Below are 20,914 nucleotides of genomic sequence, written 5' to 3'. Positions count from 1 at the left end.
CCAAACCGGTGAACGGCGTAAAAATCGTTCATCACAGTTTCATCACGACGGGCTAGTCGCCCTCCGGAGCACCGCTCTGGCGTGTGAAAGCACGGGTCCGTCGACCATCCGGCCGTTGTGCCGGAACACTCCCCCGCCCGCCGCTCTGGCGGCCTCCAGCAGTTCCACGGCCTCCGCCACTTGGGCGTCGTCCGGCCGGTACGCGGCCCGCACGGTCTCCACCTGCGACGGGTGGATGCACGCGGTCGCGGCGAACCCGACGGAGACCGCGTCCTCGGCCTCAGCGGCGAGCCCGTCGAGGTCCGCGATGTCGAGGTGAACCGTGTCGACGGCGGGTTTCCCCGCCGCTCCGGCGGCCAGCAGCACCGCCGAGCGGGCGTGCGCCGCCACATCGCGGTAGCGGCCGTCCGGGTGGCGGCTCGACGTGCCGCCGAGCGAGGCGACCAGGTCCTCCGCGCCCCACATCAGTGCGACGACCTCCTCCGCGGCCGCGAGCTCCCCCGCAGCCACCACGCCGGCCGCGGTCTCGCACAGGGCGATCACGTGCAGACCGTCGAGGGCGGCGAGGTCGGCCGCGCGCTCCGCCTTCGGCAGCATCACGGCCGTGTAGGGCGTGAGCGAGAGGGCCGCGAGGTCGGCGGCCTGGTCGTCGCTGCCGGCCGGATTGACCCGCACGATCACCCGGGCGGGGTCGAGGTCGGAGGCGGCGAGCGCCTCCCGGGCCGCCGGCCGTCGCGCGGGGTCGACGGCGTCCTCCAGGTCGAGGATGACCGCGTCCGACCGCTCCAGCGCCTTGGCGTACCGGTCGGGCCGGTCGGCCGGGCAGAACAGCAGCGCCGGGCCCCACGGGAATCCGCCGGCAGCGGGGAACGGCGTCATGCGTCGCTCGTCCCGAGGTGGGCGTCGCGGCACCACACCATCACCTGCCGGATCGCGGTGGCGACGACGACGCCGTCCTGGTTGCGGCCGGTGTGCTCCAACGTCACGATCCCCTGGCCGGGGCGGGAGGCCGACAGCCGCTTGGCCGTCACCGTCGTCTCCGAGTAGAGCGTGTCGCCGTGGTACAGCGGGTGCGGGAAGGACACCTCCGAGAAGCCGAGGTTCGCGACGATCGTGCCCTGCGTGAGCTGGGCGACCGACGCGCCGACGATCGTCGCGAGCGTCCACATCGAGTTCATCAGCCGCTCGCCGAACGGCTGCCGCGCCGACCACGCGGCGTCCAAGTGAAGGGCCTGCGTGTTCATCGTCAGCGTGGTGAAGAGGACGTTGTCGGCCTCGGTCACCGTGCGGCCCGGCCGGTGCAGGTAGCGGGTCTCCAGCTCGAACTCCTCGTAGTAGAGGCCGCGCTGCTCGACTTCCTTCATGACGCCGCCTCCAGCTCCACCGCGAGCGGCGCTCCCGTCGCGGCCACGACCTCGTCGACCGTCACGCCCGGCGCGGTCTCGCGCAGGACGAGTCCGTCCGGCGCCACGTCGATCACCGCGAGGTCGGTGATGATGCGGTCCACACAGCCGGTGCCGGTGAGCGGGAGGCTGCACTCGGCGAGGATCTTCGGCCGGCCCTCCTTGTCGACGTGCTCCATCATCACGATCAGCCGCTTGGCTCCGAACACCAGGTCCATCGCGCCGCCCATGCCTTTGACCATCTTGCCGGGGATCATCCAGTTGGCCAGGTCGCCGGTCGCCGAGACCTCCATCGCGCCGAGCACCGCGACATCGACGTGGCCGCCGCGGACCATGCCGAACGACAGCGACGAGTCGAAGTACGCCGCGCCGCGCTTGACGGTGACAGTCTCCTTGCCCGCGTTGATCAGGTCGGGGTCGACGTCGGCGTCGGCCGGGTAAGGGCCGACGCCGAGCACGCCGTTCTCGGAGTGCAGGATGACCTCCACGCCCTCCGGGATGTAGTTCGGGATGAGCGTCGGCATGCCGATGCCGAGGTTGACGTACTGGCCGTTCTCCAGCTCCTGCGCCACGCGGGCGGCGAGCTCGGTGCGGGTGAGGCTCATCGGGCGTTCCCTTCCGGGGTGGTGGCGGGTGCGGTTGCGCCGGGCGCGGCGACTGTGCGCCGCTCGATCCGCTTCTCGACGTCGGGCGCGTGCACCACGCGCTGGACGAAGATCCCCGGCAGGTGCACCTCCCCCGGGGCGAGCTCGCCGGGCTCGACCAGCTCCTCCACCTCGGCGATCGTGATGCGGCCCGCCATCGCGGCGAGCGGGTTGAAGTTCATCGCCGCGGCGTGGAAGACCAGGTTGCCGTGCCGGTCGCCCTTCGCCGCGTGCACGAGCGCGAAGTCGGGGCGCAGCGAGCGTTCCAGCACGTAGGACGCGCCGTCGAACTCGCGCACCTCCTTCGGCTCGCTCGCGACCGCGATCGAGCCGTCCTCGTTGTAGCGGCGCGGGAGTCCGCCGAGCGCGATCTGCGTGCCGACGCCCGCCGGAGTGTAGAAGGCCGGGATGCCCGCGCCGCCGGCCCGCAGCTTCTCCGCGAGCGTGCCCTGCGGGGTCAGCTCCACCTCCAGCTCGCCGGAGAGGAACTGCCGCGCGAACTCCTTGTTCTCGCCGACGTACGAGCTGATCATCTTGCGGATGCGGCGCCGGCCGAGCAGGAGGCCGAGCCCCCAGTCGTCCACGCCGCAGTTGTTGCTGACCACCTCCAGGTCGGTCGTGCCGGCCTCCAGCAGCGCCTGGATGAGCGCGCTCGGGATGCCGCACAGGCCGAAGCCGCCCACGGCCAGGCTGGCGCCGCTCGGGATGTCGGCCACCGCCTCCCCCGCACTCCCCACTGTCTTATCGATCACGCTGAATCTCCCCTGTCTCTAACCGCCGAGTACGCGAAAAGTACCGCCCAAACCGCCGAGTCGCCAGATTATCCACGTACTCGGCGGTTGGGACGGGTCAGGCTTCGAAGCCGAGGGCTCGCGAGATGATCATGAGCTGGACTTCGGTGGTGCCTTCGCCGATTTCGAGGATCTTCGAGTCGCGGTAGTGGCGCGCGACCGGGCTCTCGTTGAGGAAGCCGTAGCCGCCGAAGATCTGGGTCGCGTCGCGGGCGTTGTCCATCGCGGCCTCGCTGCCGACCAGCTTGGCGATGGAGGCTTCCATCTTGAACGGGACGCCCGCGATCAGCTTGAACGCCGCGTCGTAGTACGCCAGCCGAGCGGCGTGCACGCGGGCCTGCATCCGCGCGATCTTGAAGGCGATGTGCTGGTTGGAGCCGATCGACCGGCCGAAGACGTTGCGCGACTTCGCATAGCGAACCGCCTCCTCCAGGCAGCCCTGCGCGGCGCCGGTGCAGAGCGCGGCGAAGGCGACCCGGCCCTCGTCGAGGGTCTGGAGGAAGTTGGCGTACCCGCGGCCGCGCTCGCCGAGGAGGTTGGCCTCCGGGACGTGCACGTCGGTGAGCGTCAGCGGGTGGGTGTCGGAGGTGTGCCAGCCGACCTTGTCGTAGACGGGCTCCGCGACGAAACCGGGGGTGCCGCTCGGGACGATGATCGCCGACAGCTCCTTCTTGATCGAGCCGTCCGTGCGCCGCTCCTCGCCGGTCACCGCGGTGATGGTGACGAGCTTCGTGATCTCCGAGCCGGAGTTGGTGATGAACTGCTTCGTGCCGTTGAGGATCCACTCGCCGTCGCGCAGGATCGCCGTGGTCTTGGTGCCGCCGGCGTCCGAGCCGGCGTCCGCCTCCGTCAGCCCGAACCCGGCGAGCGCCTCGCCGCGCGCCAGCATCGGCAGCCACTCCTGCTTCTGCTCCTCGCTGCCGCTGCGGAAGATCGGCATCGCGCCGAGACCGACACCGGCCTCCAGTGTCACGCCGATGGACTGGTCCACCCGGCCGAGCTGCTCGACGGCGAGGCAGAGCGAGAGGTAGTCCTTGCCCTGGCCGCCGTACTCGACCGGGAACGGGAGGCCGAACAGCCCCATCCGGCCCATCTCGGCGATGATGTCGTAGGGGAGGCTGCGCTTGGTGTCGTACTCGTACGCGGCGGGCGCGACGACGGTGTCGGCGAAGTCGCGGACCTCGTCGCGGAGCCGGCGCTGCTCATCGGTGAGCTCGAAGCCGGCGACATCGAGGTCGGCCGGGCGTGGCATCTGCATGGTCATCGGAGATTCCTGTCTGTTGTGGTGACGGTCCCTGCCACGGCGTGCTCGCCGTGGGATGTGGCGGCCGATTCTGTCGGCTCGGGGGTGTCCGCCGGGCTCGGCGGGACGTTCGGGGTGGTGGAGGCGTCGTCCGGCGCGGGCGCAGGGGTCTCGAGCGCGCCGGTCTCGGGCGCGTCCACGACGGCCACGAGCTGGTCGAGCTTCACGAGGTCGCCTGGCGCGACCTTCACCGTCACGGTGCCGGCGATGGGGGCGACCAGTCGGTGCTCCATCTTCATGGCCTCGACGACGGCGACGGTGTCGCCGGCCGCGACCTCCGTGCCCGACGCGACCGGGACGGCCACGACCGTGCCGGGCATGGGCGAGCGCACCTCCGGATGCGCGGCCGCCTCGCCGCGCTCACGGGCGGCGAGCGTCGCGGCCAGCCGCTCGGCGGGCGTCCGCAGCCGCAGGGCTCGGGACCGGCCGCCGTGCGCGAGCCAGACGGTGGCGCCGTCGCGGGCCGCGTCGAAGCGGGTGACCACGCCGTCGAGGTCGAGCACGACGGTCTCCGGCTCGCCGGGTGCGCCGGACTGCACCGCGATCCGGGCGGTGTGCTCGTGCAGCTCGCCCTCCGATCCCGGCAGGATCACACGCTCGCCGTGGACGTGAACGGTCCTGCCGTCCACGTCGTACCGGACGGGACGTGCCGATCCGAGCCGCCATCCGCTCGGCGCGCCCCACAGCGCTCCGACGCCGCCCGGCGCGGATGTCTCCCGCTCCCGGTGTGCCAGCAGCGCCGCCGCGGCCAGCTCAGCGATGGAGGCCGGGACCGGCTCCAGGGCGGAGAACCGCCGGTCGATCAGCGTGGTGTCCATGCCGCCCGCGCGGACGTCCTCGTCGGCCAGGAGGTCGCGCAGCCAGGCGATGTTGCTCACGAGGCCCAGTACCGCGGTGCCGGCGAGCGCGCGGTCGAGCCGGGCGAGTGCGCCGGCGCGATCGGGAGCCCAGGCGATCACCTTGGCGAGCATCGGGTCGTAGTCGGTGACGACGCGCGTCCCGGCGGCCAGGCCGCTGTCGACGCGCACGCCGTCGCCGGTCGGCTCGCGCAAGGCGAGCACCGCGCCGTCGCCGGGCAGGAAGTCGCGTTCGGGGTTCTCGGCGTACACGCGCGCCTCCACGGCGTGGCCGGAGAGCCGGATGTCGTCCTGCTCGAAGCCCAGCGGCTCCCCCGCCGCGACGCGGAGCTGCCACTCGACCAGGTCCACGCCCGTCACCAGCTCGGTCACCGGGTGCTCGACCTGGAGCCGGGTGTTCATCTCCATGAAGAAGAACTCGTCGGGTCGCTCGGCGGAGACCAGGAACTCGACGGTACCGGCTCCGACGTAGCCGACGCTCGCCGCGACCCGGCAGGCGGCCTCGCCGATCCGGGCGCGCGTCGCGGCGTCGAGCAGGGGCGACGGCGCCTCCTCGACCACCTTCTGGTGGCGGCGCTGGAGGGAGCACTCGCGCTCGCCGAGATGGACCACCGCGCCGTGCCGGTCGGCGACGATCTGCACCTCGATGTGCCGCGGCGACTCCACCAACCGCTCCAGGAAGAGCGTGTCGTCGCCGAAGGCCGCGGCCGCGACGCGACGGGCCGCGCGCAGCGCCTCGGGGAGGTCGGCGGCCGTGTGCACCGCCTGCATCCCCTTGCCGCCGCCGCCCGCGGAGGGCTTGACCAGCACGGGATAGCCGATGCGCTCGGCGGCCGCGACGAGCTCGTCGTCGCCGAGGCCGGGCTCCGCGATGCCGGGGATGGTCGGGACGCCGGAGCGGCCGACCTCCTGCTTGGCCGAGATCTTGTCGCCCATGACCTCGAGCGCGTGGACGCCGGGGCCGACGAACACGATGCCCGCGGCCTCGCACGCCTCGGCGAGCGCGGCGTTCTCGGAGAGGAAGCCGTAGCCGGGGTGCACCGCCGCGGCGCCCGTGCGGCGCGCGGCGTCGACGATGGCGTCCACCGAAAGGTAGCTGTCGCGGGCGGGCGCCGGCCCGATGCGCACCGCGGTGTCGGCGAGACGGACGTGCGGCGCGTCGCGGTCGGCGTCGCTGAAGACGGCGACGGAGCGGATGCCGAGACGGCGCAGCGTACGGATGACACGGCAGGCGATCTCGCCGCGATTCGCCACCAGGACGGATTCGAACGGGACGGAGGAGTAGTCGGTCATCGTCATCACATCCGGAAGAGGCCGAAGGCCGTGTCGGGCAGCGGCGCGCGGGAGCAGACGTCGAGCGCCAGCCCCAGCACCGTGCGGGTGTCGGCGGGGTCGATCACGCCGTCGTCCCACAGCCGCGCCGTGGAGTAGTAGGGGTTGCCCTGGTCCTCGTACTGCGCGGCGATGGGCGCACGGAAGGCCGCCTCGTCCTCCGAGCTCCACTCCTCGCCGCGCGCGTCGAGCTGGTCGCGCTTGACGGTGGCGAGAACGCTGGCCGCCTGCTGGCCGCCCATGACCGAGATGCGGGAGGCCGGCCACATCCAGAGGAACCGCGGCGAGTAGGCCCGGCCGCACATCGAGTAGTTGCCCGCGCCGAACGAGCCGCCGATCACGACGGTGAGCTTCGGGACACGGGTGGTGGCGACCGCGGTGACCATCTTCGCGCCGTTCTTGGCGATGCCGCCGGCCTCGTAGTCGCGTCCGACCATGAAGCCGGAGATGTTCTGCAGGAACACCAGCGGGATCCCGCGCTGGTCGCACAGCTCGATGAAGTGCGCGCCCTTGAGCGCCGACTCGCTGAACAGCACGCCGTTGTTCGCGACGATGCCGACGGGGTGCCCGTGGATGTGCGCGAAGCCGGTCACGAGGGTGGTGCCGTATTCGGGCTTGAACTCGCTGAACTCCCCCGCGTCCACCAGCCGGGAGATGACCTCGTGCACGTCGTAAGGCGCCTGAACGTCGACCGGGACGACGCTGTAGAGCTCCTCCTGGTCGGCGATCGCCGCGCGCGTGGCCAGCACCTCCCAGGCGGGAGCGGCGGGCTGCGGGAGGGTCGCGACGATCTCGCGGACGATCCCGAGCGCGTGCGCGTCGTCCTCCGCGAGGTGGTCCACGACCCCGGAGGTGCGGGCGTGGAGGTCGCCGCCGCCGAGCTCCTCGGCCGTGACGATCTCGCCGATCGCGGCCTTCACCAGCGGGGGGCCGCCGAGGAAGATGGTGCCCTGGTTGCGGACGATCACCGTCTCGTCGCTCATCGCGGGCACGTACGCGCCGCCGGCGGTGCAGGAGCCGAGCACCGCGGCGATCTGCGGGATCTTCGCCGCCGACAGCCGGGACTGGTTGTAGAAGATGCGGCCGAAGTGGTCGCGGTCGGGGAAAACCTCGTCCTGCATCGGCAGGAAGGCGCCTCCCGAGTCGACCAGGTAGACGCACGGGAGGTTGTTCTCCAGCGCGATCTCCTGCGCGCGCAGGTGCTTCTTGACGGTCATCGGGTAGTAGGTGCCGCCCTTCACCGTCGCGTCGTTGCAGACGATCATCACGTGGCGGCCTTCGACCAGGCCGATGCCGGCGATGACGCCCGCGGCCGGGCTCTCGTCGCCGTACATCCCGGTCGCGGCCAGCGGCGCGATCTCGAGGAAGGGACTGCCCTCGTCGAGCAGCGCGTCGATGCGGTCGCGCGGCAGCAGCTTGCCGCGGGCGACGTGGCGCTCGCGGGCGCGCTCCGGGCCGCCGGCCGCGGCGACGGCGAGTCGCTTGCGGAGGTCGGCGACCAGCGCGCGCTGGGCGGCGTCGTTCCCGGCCGGCGCGCTCGCGCCGGCGGGGGTGCTCTGGTCGGGCATCGTGCTCAGGGCAGGCATCGTGCTCCCGTGTCCTCATCGACATGAGTTAGTGGTCACTAACTCGAATTTAGGTTAGTGTTCGTTAACCCGAATGTCCAGCCCCGCACCTGGGAGTCCTATCGAGATGACCGAGACCGTACCGGCCGACCCGCTCGCGCGGCCGACCCAGCGCAGCCAGGCGAAGGCCGACCGGCGCGCAGCGCTGCTGGCGGCGGCGGCCGGCAAGTTCGCCGAGCGCGGCTTCAACGGCGTCTCGATCGAAGACCTGGGCGCCGCCGCCGGAGTCAGCGGGCCGGCAGTGTACCGGCACTTCGCGTCCAAGCAGGCCGTGCTCGCCGCCCTCCTGGTCGGCGTCAGCGAGAACCTGCTCGACGGCGGCGCCGCGGTCGAGCGGGAGGCCGCCGACCCCGCAGGCGCACTGCGCGGGCTGATCGCGTTCCATGTGGACTTCGCGCTGACCGAGGCCGACACCATCCGCGTGCAGGACCGCGACCTCGACGCCCTCGCCCCGGAGGACCGCCGCGCCGTGCGCACCCTGCAACGCCGCTACATCGAGCTGTGGATGCGCGTGCTCGGCGAGCTGCACCCGTCGCTCGCCCCCGACGAGCTGCGCGTGCGCGTGCAGGCGACCTTCGGGCTGATCAACTCCACGCCGCACTCCGCACGCGCGGGCGCCGCCCACACGACCGACGCCTCCGTGCGTCCGGTGCTCGAACGAATGGCCTGGGCCGCGCTGACCTCGCGCTGACCTCCCGCCCGCCCGTTCCGCCTCTTCGGTACGACACCCGCGTGGACTAGAGTCCGAACACACGCCGGCGACGTCCCCGGCCGATCCGACGGGAGGCGACGTGGGCGACGACACTCCCCGGCTCAGGCTGCACCATCGCGTGCTGCGCACCCTCGGAGTCACGCTCGCCGTGCTGCTCGTCCTCGCCCTCCTCGCGGGCGGCCTGGCGGTGTGGACGGTCACCCTCTCCTTCCCGCAGACGTCCGGTTCGCTGCAGGTCAGCGGCCTGAGCGCGCCGGTGACCGTGACGCGCGACTCCGCCGGGGTCCCGCAGATCACGGCGCGCACGGCCGACGACCTCTTCCGCGCGCAAGGCTACGTCCACGCGCAGGACCGGTTCTGGGAGATGGACTTCCGCCGCCACGTCACCGCCGGCAGGCTCTCCGAGCTGTTCGGCGCCAGCGAGATCCCCACCGACACCTTCATCCGCACGCTCGGCTGGCACGATGTCGCCGAGCAGGAGGTGAAGCGGCTCGACACGACCTCGCTGCGCTACTACCAGGACTACGCCGACGGCGTGAACGCGTACCTCAACACGCACTCCGGCCCGAAGCTCTCGCTCGAGTACGCGATCCTCGGCATCCAGAACCCGGACTACCACCCCGATCAGTGGACCCCGGTCGACTCGGTGGCCTGGCTCAAGGCGATGGCGTGGGACCTCCGCTCCAACCTGGAGGACGAGATCGACCGTGCGCTCCTGGCCACCAAGCTGGCGCCCCAGCAGATCGCCGAGCTGCACCCCGGCTACGACTACAGCGCGCATCCGACGATCACGTCGCTCGGCGGCGGCTCGCCGACCACGGTCACGCCGGACGCCGCCCCGGGCGGCTCGGCGGCGTCCGCCTCCGCCGCGGCCGGTGACGCGGACGCGACGGCTGCACTCGCCGCCGTGCCCACCGCCCAGTACAGGAACCGGCTCGAACAGGTGGCCTCCAGCCTCGACGCCCTCCCGACCCTGATGGGCCCGGCCGGCGACGACATCGGGTCGAACTCCTGGGTCGTCTCCGGAGCCCACACCGCGACCGGGAAGCCGCTGCTCGCCAACGACCCGCACCTCGGCGTCGTGATGCCCTCGGTCTGGTACCAGGTCGGCCTGCACTGCGCGGTCGTCGACGCGCAGTGCCCGTTCGACGTCGCCGGCTTCAGCTTCTCCGGGCTGCCCGGCGTGATCATCGGCCACAACGACCGCATCGCCTGGGGGTTCACCAACCTCGGGCCGGACGTGGCCGACCTGTACGTCGAGAAAGTCACCGGCGACACGTACGAGTACGACGGCGCGCAGGTGCCGCTGACCATCCGGCGCGAGACGATCACGGTCGCGGGGGCCCGGACGTCCGGATCACCGTGCGCTCCACCCGGCACGGCCCGATCATCACCGACCTCAGCGACGGCTACGGCGTCATCGCGAAGGACCAGGCCGGGAAGCTCGGCGTCCCGGCTCAGGAGTTCCAGCTCTCCCTGCAGTGGACCGCGCTCACCCCGGGCCCGACGGCGGGCGCGATCTTCGCCTTCGACACAGCGCACGACTGGGCGGGCTTCCGGGCCGCCGCGGCGTCGTTCCAGGTGCCCTCCCAGAACCTCGTCTACGCCGACGTCGACGGCAACATCGGCTATCAGGCGCCCGGCCTCATCCCGGTGCGCGCGAAAGGCGACGGCACCGTCCCCGTGCCCGGCTGGACCAGCGAGTACGGCTGGATCGGGACGATCCCCTACGACCAGCTCCCCAGCCTGCTGAACCCGCCGAGCGGGTACATCGTGACAGCCAACAACGCCGCCGTCGGCCCGCAGTTCCCGGCGATGATCACGCAGGACTGGGACGCCGGCTACCGCGCGAACCAGATCCAGCTCCGGCTGACGAAGCTGCTGGGCGCGGGCCGCACGGTGACGTCGAAGGACATGTCCGCCATCCAGGCCGACACCTACGACGCCAACGCGGCCACGCTCGCTCCCCTGCTCATCGCCGTGGGCGCGAAAGCCGACCCGACCTCCGGCGTCGCCAAGGGCGCCGCGCTGCTGCGCGGCTGGAACTACCACGACGACGGCGACAGCGCCGCCGCGGCCTACTTCGCGGTGTTCTGGAAGAACCTGCTGGCCGACGCCTTCGGCCGCAAGCTCCCTGCCGACGCGCCCCCGACCGGCGGCGACCGCTGGTTCCAGGTCGTCCACGCGCTCGTGAAGCAGCCGGACTCGGCGTGGTGGGCGGACAGCCGCCTCGGCACGCTCGACCGCGACGACATGATCGAATACGCGGCGAACCAGGCCTGGAAGGAGACCCGGAGCGCCCTCGGCGGGGATCCGAAGAGCTGGCGCTGGGACCGCCTGCACACCCTCGAACTCACCAACGCGTCGTTCGGGTCGTCCGGCGTCGCGCCGATCGAGTGGCTGTTCGACCGCGGGCCCTTTCCACTCGGCGGCGGTTCGAGCGTCGTGGATGCGACCGCCTGGGACACCTCCGACGGCTACCAGGTCGACCGGGCGCCGTCGATGCGGATGGTGGTCGACGTCGGCGACTTCGACCGGAGCACCTGGATCAACCTCACGGGCGCGTCAGGGCACGCGTTCGACGCGCACTACGCCGACCAGGCGCGGCTGTGGGCGAACGGCGAGACGCGGCCGTGGCCGTTCACGGCCGACGCCGTGAAGGCGGCGGCGGAACAGACGCTCACGCTGAGGCCGTAGCGTCGGGCGTGGCTCAGCGCGCGGTCGGCCAGTTGCGCTCGGCGTCGCCGACGTAGAGCTGCTGCGGACGGCCGATCTTGGTGCTCGGGTCCTGGGTCATCTCGCGCCAGTGGGCGATCCAGCCCGGAAGGCGGCCGATCGCGAACAGGACGGTGAACATCCGGGTCGGGAAGCCCATCGCCTTGTAGATCACGCCGGTGTAGAAGTCGACGTTCGGGTAGAGGCGGCGGTCTACGAAGTACTGGTCGGCGAGCGCGACCTCCTCGAGCTCCTTCGCGATGTCGAGCAGCGGGTCGTGGACGCCGAGGGCGGCGAGCACCTCGTCTGCCGACTGCTTGACGAGCCGGGCGCGCGGGTCGAAGTTCTTGTAGACGCGGTGCCCGAAGCCCATCAGCTTGACGCCGGACTCCTTGTTCTTGACCCGCTCGACGAACTTCTGGACGCTCTCGCCGGAGTCGCGGATGTCCGCGAGCATCTGCAGGACGGCCTCATTCGCGCCGCCGTGCAGCGGACCGTAGAGGGCGTTGATGCCGGCCGAGACCGAGGCGAACAGGTTCGCCTGGGTGGAGCCGACGAGGCGGACGGTCGAGGTGGACGCGTTCTGCTCGTGGTCCTCGTGCAGGATGAGAAGCCGCTCCAGCGCCCGCGAGAGCACCGGGTTCACCTCGTACGGCTCGGCGAGGGTGCCGAAGTTGAGCCGGAGGAAGTTGTCCACGAAGCTCAGCGAGTTGTCCGGGTAGAGGAACGCCTGGCCGATGCTCTTCTTGTGCGCGTAGGCCGCGATCACGGGGAGCTTGGCGAGGAGGCGGATGGTCGAGAGCTCCACCTGCTCCGGATCGCTGACGCTGAGCGAGTCCTGGTAGAAGGTCGACAGAGCCGAGACGGCGCTGGAGAGCACGGACATCGGATGGGCGTCGTGCGGGAGGGCGCTGAAGAAGCGGCGGAGGTCCTCGTGCAGCAGCGTGTGGCGGCGAATGCGCTCGTCGAAGTCGGCGAGCTCCGCCGGCGTCGGCAACTCGCCGTGGATGAGCAGCCAGGCGACCTCGAGGAACGTCGAGTTCTCGGCGACCTGCTCGATCGGGTAGCCGCGGTAACGCAGGATGCCCGCGTCGCCGTCGATGTACGTGATGGCCGAACGCGTGGCGGCCGTGTTGACGAAGCCGTAGTCGAGGCTGGTGAGCCCGGTCTGCCGGGTCAGGCTGGAGAGGTCGATGCTCGACGCGCCCTGCGTGCTCGGCAGGATCGGGAACTCCGCGACACCGCCGGGATGGCTCAGGCGGGCGACGGCCGTCTCCTGGGCGGGTCCGCGCTGCTCCGCCAGCGGCTGAGTGGCAGTCCGATCGGTGCCGGCCTGCTCGATGCCGAGTCCGCTCACAACGCCTCCTGAGTGGGTTTGGGATGCTTCGCGTGCCGATCGTGGCGGCCACGCAGTGAAGCCGTGCTGGTACAGCCTAGCCAACCCGCGCGGCAACTGTCGCATCGGGCAAAGGCCGCCAGGGTCCTTTAGAGGGTGTCTCCAAAGGCGCGCAACCGGGAGGCCGCCGCCGCGATCCGCTCGTCGGTGGCCGTCAGCGACAGCCGGACGTGCTCGGGATAGTGGTCGCCGTAGAAGACCCCGGGCCCGGCCAGGATGCCGAGGTCTGCCAGCCGGCCGATGCTCTCCCAGGCGTCGCGTCCTTCGGTCGCCCAGAGGTAGAGCCCGGCCTCGCTGCGGTCGACGCGGAAGCCCGCGGCCTCCAGCGCCGGCTTCAGCAGCGCTCGCCGCGCCCGGTAGCGCTCGCGCTGCTCGGTCACGTGCGCGTCGTCGCCGAGCGCGACGACCATCGCGGCCTGCAGCGGCGACGGGAGCATGAGCCCGGCGTGCTTGCGCACCGTGGTGAGGCGCGCGATCAGCGCGCGGTCGCCCGCGATGAACGCAGCGCGGTAGCCCGCTAGGTTGGACTGCTTGCTCAGCGAGTAGACGGCGAGCACGCCGCTGCGATCGTCGCCGACCACGCGCGGGTCCAGCACGCTGGGCGTCGGTGCGGCGTCCCACGGGGCGTCCCAGCCGAGCTCGGCGTAGCACTCGTCACCCGCGACGACCGCGCCCAGCTCGCGGGCGCGGGCCACGGCCGCCCGCAGCTCCTCCGCCGACAGCACGCGGCCGTCGGGGTTGCCCGGGCTGTTCAGCCAGACCAGCCGGGTGTTCGCGGGCCAGTCCGCGGGGTCGTCGCTCGCCACGGCCTCCGCCCCCGCGAAGGCCGCGCCGATCGCGTAGGTCGGGTACGCGGCACGAGGGTGCACGACGGCATCCCCTCGCCGAGGCCGAGGAAGAACGGCAGGAAGGCGACGAGCTCCTTGGAGCCGATGGTCGGGAGGACGTCCTCGGGCGCGAGGCCGGGCACACCGCGGCGACGCTCGAACCACGCGGCGATCGCCTCGCGCAGCGCCGGCGTTCCGACGGTCTGCGGGTAGGCGTGCGCGTCGGTCGCCTCGGCGAGGGCCTGGCGGATCAGCGCGGGGGTCGGGTCGACGGGCGAGCCGATCGAGAGGTCCACCATCCCGGAGGCGTCGCCGAACGGCACAGCCGCTCGGGCGCGCGCCGCGTACGGCGCCATGAGGTCCCAGGGGTAGTCGGGCAGCTCTCCGAGCGCCACGTCAGCGCGCCACGTCAGTGCGCCTGCGGTGGCAGCGCGGTGATGAGCGGGTGGTCCTTCGCGATCACGCCGACCTTGGCGGCGCCGCCGGGCGAGCCGATGTCGTCGAAGAACTCCACGTTGGCCTTGTAGTAGTCGGCCCACTCCTCGGGGAGGTCGTCCTCGTAGTAGATCGCCTCGACAGGACAGACCGGCTCGCACGCGCCGCAGTCGACGCATTCGTCGGGATGGATGTACAGCGAGCGCTCGCCCTCGTAGATGCAGTCGACGGGACACTCGTCGATGCAGGCGCGGTCTTTCACATCGACGCACGGGAGGGCGATGACGTAGGTCACTGTGGTTCCGGTTCCCTTCGGACGGCGGGAGGCTGTCCCTCTAGCTTAGGCCGTTCCGGCCCGACGCGCCGCGCGCTTCACGTCCGGCCAGGAGACGACGAGCGCGGCGATGAGAATCGGCCCGACGAGCCAGATCTGCCCCCACAAGTTGTTCGGGATGAGCACCGAGCCGCCGGGGCTCTGCTGGGTGAAAAGCAGGATGACGGCGATCGCCCCGAGCGCCGCGCACAGCGCGGGCCAGCGGGCGTCGCCGAGCAGTCGGAGACCGACCAGCAGGGCGGTGTAGCTGAGCAGCGAGCCGATCAGCCCGAGCGGGACGGTGACGCCCCAATCGACCGTGAGCTGCTGCGCGACCGTGCCGATCCCGCCGAGCACCGCTCCCGCGACGACCAGGAGGATGGCGTTGACGATCCGGCTCAGCATGCTCGAATCCTAGCTGGACACATCGGCGGGACGTGTTCTAGAGTCGAACAGGTAAGGTTAGCCTTACCAACATTTCCCACCTCCACTCGAAGGTCCTCTGTGCTCGCGAACTATCTGATCGGCCTCCGCGAAGGCCTCGAAATGGCGCTCATCGTCACCATCCTCGTCGCGTACGTGGTCAAGGTCGGACGGAAGGACGTCCTCTCGAAGCTGTGGATCGGGGTCGGCGTCGCGCTCATCGTGCCGCTCGGGATCGGGGCGCTCCTCACCTGGGGCCCCTACGGTCTCAGCTTCGAGGCGCAGGAGATCGTCGGCGGCACGCTCTCGCTCATCGCCGTGGGTTTCGTCACCTGGATGATCTTCTGGATGGCCAAGACCGCCCGCAGCATGAAGTCCACCCTCCAGAACCGGCTCGACTCCGTCCTCGTCGGCGCGGGCTGGGGCGTCGTGATCCTCGCCATGCTGAGCGTGGGCCGCGAGGGCATCGAGACGGCGCTCTTCGTGTGGGCCACCGTCGCCAGCATCGGTGGCGGCTGGGAGCCGGTCATCGGCGCTGTCCTCGGCCTGATCACCGCCGCGGTGCTGGGCTTCCTCCTCTACCGTGGCATGGTGAAGATCAACCTCGGCTCGTTCTTCACCTGGACCGGCGCGTTCCTCATCCTCGTCGCCGGCGGCGTGCTCGCCTACGGCATCGGCGACCTCCAGGAGGCGGGCGTCATCCCCGGCGCGGGCGTCCACGCCTACGACATCAGCGGGCTCATCCCATCGTCGAGCTGGTACGGCACCGCGCTCGCGGGCATCCTCAACTTCAACCCGTCGCCGACCTGGCTGCAGGTCATCGCCTGGGCCGGCTACATGGTCGTGGTGACCTTCTTCTACGTGCGCCAGCACCGTGCGTCGCACGCCCGGCCGGCGTCCGCGTCCGCGGCGCCGTCGGCCCCGGCGCCGCGAACGCCCGTCCACTCCTGAACCACGGCCCCGCCGCCTCGCGGGGCGCCCACAGCATCCACCAGAGCAGAAAGCACAGCATCGCCATGCCCCGACCCCGTCACCTCGGCCCGATCGCCGGCACCCTGGCCGGCGCCGCCGCCGTCGCGCTCGCCCTCACCGGCTGCGTCCCCAACAGTGCCGTCGCCGAGGCGGAGGCCATCCAGGTCACGCTGACGGACGCCGCGTGCACGGTGAAGACCGCCGCCGCTCCCGCCGGCCCGATCACCTTCCAGGTCACCAACACGGGCTCCGACGTCAACGAGTTCGAGGTGCTCGCGCAGGACAAACTCCGGATCGCCGGCGAGAAGGAGAACATCGGCCCGGGCACCACGGTCAACTACGTCGTCCAGCTCACCGAGGGCAGCTATTTCACCGCGTGCAGGAAGGGCATGGTCGGCACCCCGACCTCGCTCGCGAAGTTCACCGTGACGAAGGGCTCCGCAGACACGAAGTCCGCCAGCGAGAGCGCGCAGGTCGCGCAGGCCGTGACCAACTACCTCAGCTACGTCAAGGACCAGTCCGGGCGGCTGCTCACCGCCACGAAGGCATTCGCGGCAGCCTACGAGGCCGGCGACGACACCGCCGCCCGCACCCAATACCCCGTCGCGCGGTCGTTCTACGAGCGGATCGAGCCGACCGCCGAGCAGTTCGGCGACATCGATCCGGCCCTCGACCTCCGCGAGGCCGACCTCGAGCAGGGCCAGGAGTGGACAGGCTGGCACCGCATCGAGAAGGACCTCTGGGCGCCCGCCGGCTTCACCGCCTCCGACGCCGCCGGCCGCACGGCCCTCGGCGCCCGGCTCGTCGCCGACACCCAGCGGCTGCACGACCTCGTCTCCGCGAAGGACTTCACCCTCACACTCGACCAGATCTCCAACGGCGCGGCCAGCCTGATGGAGGAGGTCTCGCGCACCAAGATCACGGGCGAGGAGGAGACCTTCTCGCACACCGACCTGTGGGACTTCCAGGCCAACGTGGAGGGCGCGGAGGTCGCCTACGGCAATGTCCGCGCTGTGCTGCTTGAGAAGGGCGCGACCGGGAAGGCCACGGCGAAGAAGCTCGACGGGGAGTTCGCCACGATCGACACGCTTCTCGCGCAGCACAAGGACGGCGACGGGTTCGTGAGTTACACGCAGCTCACCACCCCGCAGGTGAAGGAGCTCCAGGACTCCGTCAACGCGCTGAGCGAGCCGCTCAGCTTGCTCACGTCGATCCTGGTCAAGTAGCAGTGGCCGAGGGCACGACCTCCGCCGACCGTCCGGCGCCCGTCGAGGGTGCCACACGGTCCGGCCTGTCCCGGCGCGGGATGCTCGGCCTGGCCGGCGCCGCGGTCGGGGCCGGCGTGGTCGGGTTCGGAGCGGAGCGGCCGTGGGCCACGCGGTCGCCTCCTCCCCCGAGAGCACGACCTACCCGTTCTACGGCGCGAACCAGTCCGGCATCGTCACGCCCACCCAGGACCGTCTCCACTTCGCTTCCTTCGACGTCGCAGCCGGCCTCGGCCGGGACGGCCTGATCGAGCTGCTGCAGGACTGGACCGTCGCCGCCGCCCGGATGACGCAGGGCAAGCCCGCCGGGAAGCACGGCCCCGCCTCCGGCCCGTCGGACGCTCCCCCGGACGACACCGGCGAGGCGCTCGACCTCCCGCCCGGCGGCCTCACCCTCACGTTCGGCTTCGGCCCGACGCTGTTCACGGCCGCCGACGGAACCGACCGGTTCGGGATCGCCGCCCGGCGGCCGGCCGCGCTGGTCGACCTCCCGCACTTCCCCGGCGACGCGCTGCTCGACGGCCTCACCGGCGGCGACCTGTGCGTCCAGGCGTGCAGCGAGGACCCGCAGGTGGCCGTGCACGCCATCCGCAACCTCTCCCGCATCGCCTTCGGCCGCGCCGCCATCCGCTGGTCGCAGCTCGGTTTCGGGCGCACATCCTCCACCTCGCGCAGCCAGACCACCGCCCGCAATCTGTTCGGCTTCAAGGACGGCACCGCGAACATCAAGGCGGAGGACTCCTCGGTCGTGAACGATCAGGTCTGGGCCGACCGCGGCGACGGCGCGGCCTGGATGCACGGCGGCTCCTACCTCGTGGCGCGGAAGATCCGGATGGTCATCGAGACCTGGGACCGCCAGCAGCTCGGCGAGCAGGAGCGCATCGTCGGGCGGGACAAGGGCGAGGGTGCGCCGCTCTCCGGTGGAACGGAGTTCAGCGAGCCGAACTTCCTCGCGCTGTCATCGGCCGGGGGCACGAAGATCGACCCGGACTCGCACGTCCGCCTCGCGCACCCCACGATGAACGACGGCGCGCAGCTTCTCCGCCGCGGCTACAACTTCGTGGACGGCAACGACGAGCTCGGCCGGCTGAACGCGGGGCTGTTCTTCATCGCTTTCCAGCGCGATCCGCGGAAGCAGTTCATCCCCATCCAGAACCGGCTCGCGAAGAACGACCTGATGAACGAGTACCTCAAGCACGTCGGCTCCGCCGTGTTCGCGGTGCCGCCCGGCGCCCGCGAGGGCTCGTTCGTGGGCGCGGGCCTCTTCGCGTAACCACCCCGCACATTCGTCACGAATCCTTGGATTCGCCGCGCTTTTCGCGACATTCGTCACGAATCGCCGGCTTCAGCTACTTCCACATTCGTCACGAATCGCGGCAAACGCCGCGCTTTTCGCGACATTCGTCACGAATGTGCGCGGCGGCTAGGGCGTCGTGGTCGGCGACGGGGTCGCCACCGCGGCGCGCGATACCGAGTAGTTCGCGACCCAGCCGTTGTTGCCCGCGTCGCTGACGACGACGAGGACGCCGTAGTCGGCGTTCGCGAACGTCCCGGTCCCTCCGCCGTCCGGTCCCTGCGCGCCGAACTGGCCGTCGAAGCCGGCATCCATGAGCTGTTTCGCGATGTCCTGGTAGGCCTGCGCGTCCTTCACCTTGACGGTCACGTTCCAGACCTTGCCGTGGCCGCTGCCGACGCTCGCGCCGAACACGACCGCGCCCTTGTAGAGCGGAACCGACGTCGGGAAGTCGGACGGGACCTTGTTGCCGCCGAGGTCCACGTTGCCGCCCGTGACGTCCTTGACGACGGTCTGGAAGCTGCAGCCCGCGAGCGCCGGCGCGACCCCCAGCAAGAGGAGGGCCGCGACCGGGACCGCGAGCAGGCGGGAGCGTCTCATGAGTCGATTATGCGCGCCGCGGGAGCGGCAGGACGCGTTCAGGCGTCCTGACGCTTGAGGCGCGAGGCGGCGCGACCGCGAGCGGTGGCGTCGAGCTCGACCTTGCGGATTCGCACGGCCTCCGGGGTGACCTCGACGCACTCGTCCTCGCGGGCGAACTCCAGGCACTCCTCCAGCGTCAGCTGGCGCGAAGGCGTCATCGACTCGAAGTTGTCGGCCGTCGACTGACGCATGTTGGTCAGCTTCTTCTCCTTGGTGATGTTCACGTCCATGTCGTCCGAACGCGAGTTCTCACCGATGACCATGCCCTCGTAGACCTCCTCGGTGGGGTTCACGAAGAAGGTCATCCGCTCCTGGAGGGCGATGATGGCGAACAGGGTCACGACGCCGGAGCGGTCGGCCACGATGGAGCCGTTGCTCCGGGTCACGATCTGGCCGGCCCACTCGTCGTAGCCGTGCGAGATCGCGTTCGCGATGCCCGTGCCGCGGCTGATCGTCAGGAACTCGGTGCGGAAGCCGATGAGACCGCGCGACGGGACGATGAACTCCATGCGCACCCAGCCGGTGCCGTGGTTCGCCATGTTCTCCATGCGGCCCTTGCGGGCGGCGAGGAGCTGCGTGATCGCGCCGAGGTACTCCTCTGGAACATCGATCGTGAGGTGCTCGTACGGCTCGTACGTCTTGCCGTCGACCTTCTTGGTGACCACCTGCGGCTTGCCGACGGTCAGCTCGTAGCCTTCGCGCCGCATCTGCTCGACCAGGATGGCGAGCGCGAGCTCACCACGACCCTGGACCTCCCATGCGTCGGGGCGGCCGATGTCGAGCACGCGCAGCGAGACGTTGCCGATGAGCTCCCGGTCGAGGCGGTCCTTGACCATGCGGGCGGTGAGCTTGTGACCCTTGACCTTGCCGACCAGCGGGGAGGTGTTGGTGCCGATCGTCATCGAGATCGCGGGGTCGTCGACGTGGATCAGCGGAAGCGGGCGGATGTCGTCGGGGTCGGCGAGGGTGTCGCCGATCATGATGTCCGCGAAGCCGGCGACGGCGACGATGTCGCCGGGGCCCGCGCTCTCGGCCGGGTAGCGGTCCAGCGCCTTGGTGATCATCAGCTCGGTGACACGCACGTTGTGCACGTCGCCGTCGTGACGCACCCAGGCGACCGTCTGGCCCTTCCTGAGCGTGCCGTTGAAGATGCGCAGCAGCGCGAGGCGGCCGAGGAACGGCGAGGCGTCGAGGTTGGTGACGTGCGCCTGCAACGGCGCCTCGGGGTCGTAGGTCGGCGCGGGGATGTGCTCGAGAATGGCCTCGAAGAGCGGCTCGAGGTCCGCGTTGTCGGGCAGCTGGCCGTTCTCGGGACGGTTCAGGCTCGCGGCGCCGTTGCGCCCCGAGGCGTAGACCACCGGCACGTCGAGGATGGCGTCGAGGTCGAGGTCGGGCACGTCGTCGGCCAGATCGCTCGCGAGGCCGAGCAGGAGGTCCTGGCTCTCGTGCACGACCTCCTCGATGCGGGCGTCGGGACGGTCGGTCTTGTTGACGAGCAGGATGACCGGGAGCTTGGCCTCCAGCGCCTTGCGCAGCACGAAGCGGGTCTGCGGCAGCGGGCCCTCGGACGCGTCCACGAGGAGGACGACGCCGTCGACCATCGACAGGCCGCGCTCGACCTCGCCGCCGAAGTCGGCGTGACCCGGGGTGTCGATGACGTTGATCGTGATCGGGCCGTTCGGGGCGTGCTTGCCCTTGTAGGAGATCGCCGTGTTCTTGGCGAGGATCGTGATGCCCTTCTCACGCTCCAGCTCGTTGGAGTCCATGGCACGCTCTTCGACGTGCTCGTGGTCGCCGAACGAGTTGGTCTGCCGCAGCATGGCGTCGACCAGCGTGGTCTTGCCGTGGTCGACGTGGGCGACGATCGCGACATTGCGCAGATCGTCGCGGTGGGCGACGGCGTTCTCGGACATGCGTGAAGGCTCGACTCTCGTCAGGAAGTAAAAGGGGAACGGTCTATTCTAT

Annotated in this window: 15 protein-coding genes and 3 pseudogenes; 5 read left to right on the top strand and 13 right to left on the bottom strand. The window is 70.9% G+C overall.

Translation table 11 applies throughout. From position 1 onward, the window contains the following. Window positions 1-42: 42 nt before the first annotated feature. The 7 genes from ACRAWC_RS20225 to ACRAWC_RS20195 all read right to left on the bottom strand — a co-directional run bounded on the left by ACRAWC_RS20225 (window position 43) and on the right by ACRAWC_RS20195 (window position 7,898). Window positions 43-879: an HpcH/HpaI aldolase/citrate lyase family protein gene (locus ACRAWC_RS20225; RefSeq protein ID WP_431349331.1), complete on the bottom strand. Its 837-nt coding sequence runs from the start codon at window positions 877-879 to the stop codon at window positions 43-45. Next, complete coding sequence (locus ACRAWC_RS20220; RefSeq protein ID WP_431349330.1) at window positions 876-1,364, bottom strand: MaoC family dehydratase; 489 nt, start codon at window positions 1,362-1,364, stop codon at window positions 876-878. The genes ACRAWC_RS20225 and ACRAWC_RS20220 overlap by 4 nt, the downstream gene beginning before the upstream one ends. Next, complete coding sequence (locus ACRAWC_RS20215) at window positions 1,361-2,008, bottom strand: CoA transferase subunit B (protein ID WP_431349329.1); 648 nt, start codon at window positions 2,006-2,008, stop codon at window positions 1,361-1,363. Before ACRAWC_RS20215 ends, ACRAWC_RS20220 begins: the two co-directional genes overlap by 4 nt. Continuing rightward, window positions 2,005-2,799: a CoA transferase subunit A gene (locus tag ACRAWC_RS20210; protein WP_431349328.1), complete on the bottom strand. Its 795-nt coding sequence runs from the start codon at window positions 2,797-2,799 to the stop codon at window positions 2,005-2,007. Before ACRAWC_RS20210 ends, ACRAWC_RS20215 begins: the two co-directional genes overlap by 4 nt. A 97-nt stretch (window positions 2,800-2,896) precedes the next feature. Further along, the gene (locus tag ACRAWC_RS20205; RefSeq protein WP_431349327.1) at window positions 2,897-4,102 is read right to left on the bottom strand and encodes an acyl-CoA dehydrogenase family protein; all 1,206 of its coding nucleotides are present in this window, start codon (window positions 4,100-4,102) and stop codon (window positions 2,897-2,899) included. Further along, the gene (locus ACRAWC_RS20200; RefSeq protein ID WP_431349326.1) at window positions 4,099-6,291 is read right to left on the bottom strand and encodes a biotin carboxylase N-terminal domain-containing protein; all 2,193 of its coding nucleotides are present in this window, start codon (window positions 6,289-6,291) and stop codon (window positions 4,099-4,101) included. Before ACRAWC_RS20200 ends, ACRAWC_RS20205 begins: the two co-directional genes overlap by 4 nt. 5 nt (window positions 6,292-6,296) lie before the next feature. Next, window positions 6,297-7,898, bottom strand: a complete 1,602-nt coding sequence (locus ACRAWC_RS20195; protein ID WP_431349494.1) for a carboxyl transferase domain-containing protein — start codon at window positions 7,896-7,898, stop codon at window positions 6,297-6,299. Between the two features lie 124 nt (window positions 7,899-8,022). Here ACRAWC_RS20195 and ACRAWC_RS20190 point away from each other — a divergent pair, with 124 nt between their 5' ends. Continuing rightward, window positions 8,023-8,646, top strand: a complete 624-nt coding sequence (locus tag ACRAWC_RS20190; protein ID WP_431349325.1) for an SACE_7040 family transcriptional regulator — start codon at window positions 8,023-8,025, stop codon at window positions 8,644-8,646. A gap of 100 nt (window positions 8,647-8,746) precedes the next feature. Then, window positions 8,747-11,364 (top strand): annotated as a pseudogene (locus ACRAWC_RS20185) (penicillin acylase family protein). A 13-nt stretch (window positions 11,365-11,377) separates the two neighbouring features. Here ACRAWC_RS20185 and ACRAWC_RS20180 read toward each other — a convergent pair. The 4 genes and pseudogenes from ACRAWC_RS20180 to ACRAWC_RS20165 all read right to left on the bottom strand — a co-directional run bounded on the left by ACRAWC_RS20180 (window position 11,378) and on the right by ACRAWC_RS20165 (window position 14,758). Continuing rightward, window positions 11,378-12,685 (bottom strand): citrate synthase, encoded by a 1,308-nt coding sequence (locus ACRAWC_RS20180; protein WP_431349493.1) that lies wholly within the window; start codon window positions 12,683-12,685, stop codon window positions 11,378-11,380. 182 nt (window positions 12,686-12,867) lie between these two features. Next, window positions 12,868-14,000, bottom strand: a pseudogene (gene dapC, locus ACRAWC_RS20175) (succinyldiaminopimelate transaminase). A gap of 14 nt (window positions 14,001-14,014) precedes the next feature. Continuing rightward, the gene (gene fdxA, locus ACRAWC_RS20170; RefSeq protein WP_369962836.1) at window positions 14,015-14,335 is read right to left on the bottom strand and encodes a ferredoxin; all 321 of its coding nucleotides are present in this window, start codon (window positions 14,333-14,335) and stop codon (window positions 14,015-14,017) included. A 45-nt stretch (window positions 14,336-14,380) separates the two neighbouring features. Beyond that, entirely contained in the window at window positions 14,381-14,758 is a 378-nt protein-coding gene (locus ACRAWC_RS20165) for a hypothetical protein (protein WP_431349324.1), read from the bottom strand. Between the two features lie 99 nt (window positions 14,759-14,857). Between ACRAWC_RS20165 and efeU the strand changes: the two genes are divergently transcribed. The 3 genes and pseudogenes from efeU to efeB all read left to right on the top strand — a co-directional run bounded on the left by efeU (window position 14,858) and on the right by efeB (window position 18,286). Next, window positions 14,858-15,727 (top strand): iron uptake transporter permease EfeU, encoded by an 870-nt coding sequence (gene efeU, locus ACRAWC_RS20160; RefSeq protein ID WP_431349323.1) that lies wholly within the window; start codon window positions 14,858-14,860, stop codon window positions 15,725-15,727. A 65-nt stretch (window positions 15,728-15,792) separates the two neighbouring features. Then, window positions 15,793-16,974 (top strand): iron uptake system protein EfeO, encoded by a 1,182-nt coding sequence (efeO, locus tag ACRAWC_RS20155; protein WP_431349322.1) that lies wholly within the window; start codon window positions 15,793-15,795, stop codon window positions 16,972-16,974. A gap of 80 nt (window positions 16,975-17,054) precedes the next feature. Next, window positions 17,055-18,286 (top strand): annotated as a pseudogene (efeB, locus tag ACRAWC_RS20150) (iron uptake transporter deferrochelatase/peroxidase subunit). A gap of 150 nt (window positions 18,287-18,436) precedes the next feature. Here efeB and ACRAWC_RS20145 read toward each other — a convergent pair. Together ACRAWC_RS20145 and typA are read right to left on the bottom strand one after the other, a co-directional pair. Further along, window positions 18,437-18,907 carry a hypothetical protein gene (locus ACRAWC_RS20145; RefSeq protein ID WP_431349321.1) on the bottom strand — a complete coding sequence of 157 codons (471 nt, stop codon included), beginning with the start codon at window positions 18,905-18,907 and terminating at the stop codon, window positions 18,437-18,439. Window positions 18,908-18,945: 38 nt separating this feature from the next. Then, the gene (typA, locus tag ACRAWC_RS20140; RefSeq protein WP_431349320.1) at window positions 18,946-20,862 is read right to left on the bottom strand and encodes a translational GTPase TypA; all 1,917 of its coding nucleotides are present in this window, start codon (window positions 20,860-20,862) and stop codon (window positions 18,946-18,948) included. Window positions 20,863-20,914 lie beyond the last annotated feature (52 nt).

The organism is Leifsonia sp. L25 (assembly GCF_050632895.1).
The sequence above is the reverse complement of the archived record's forward strand: the minus strand, read 5'-3'. Positions and strand labels throughout refer to the sequence as shown.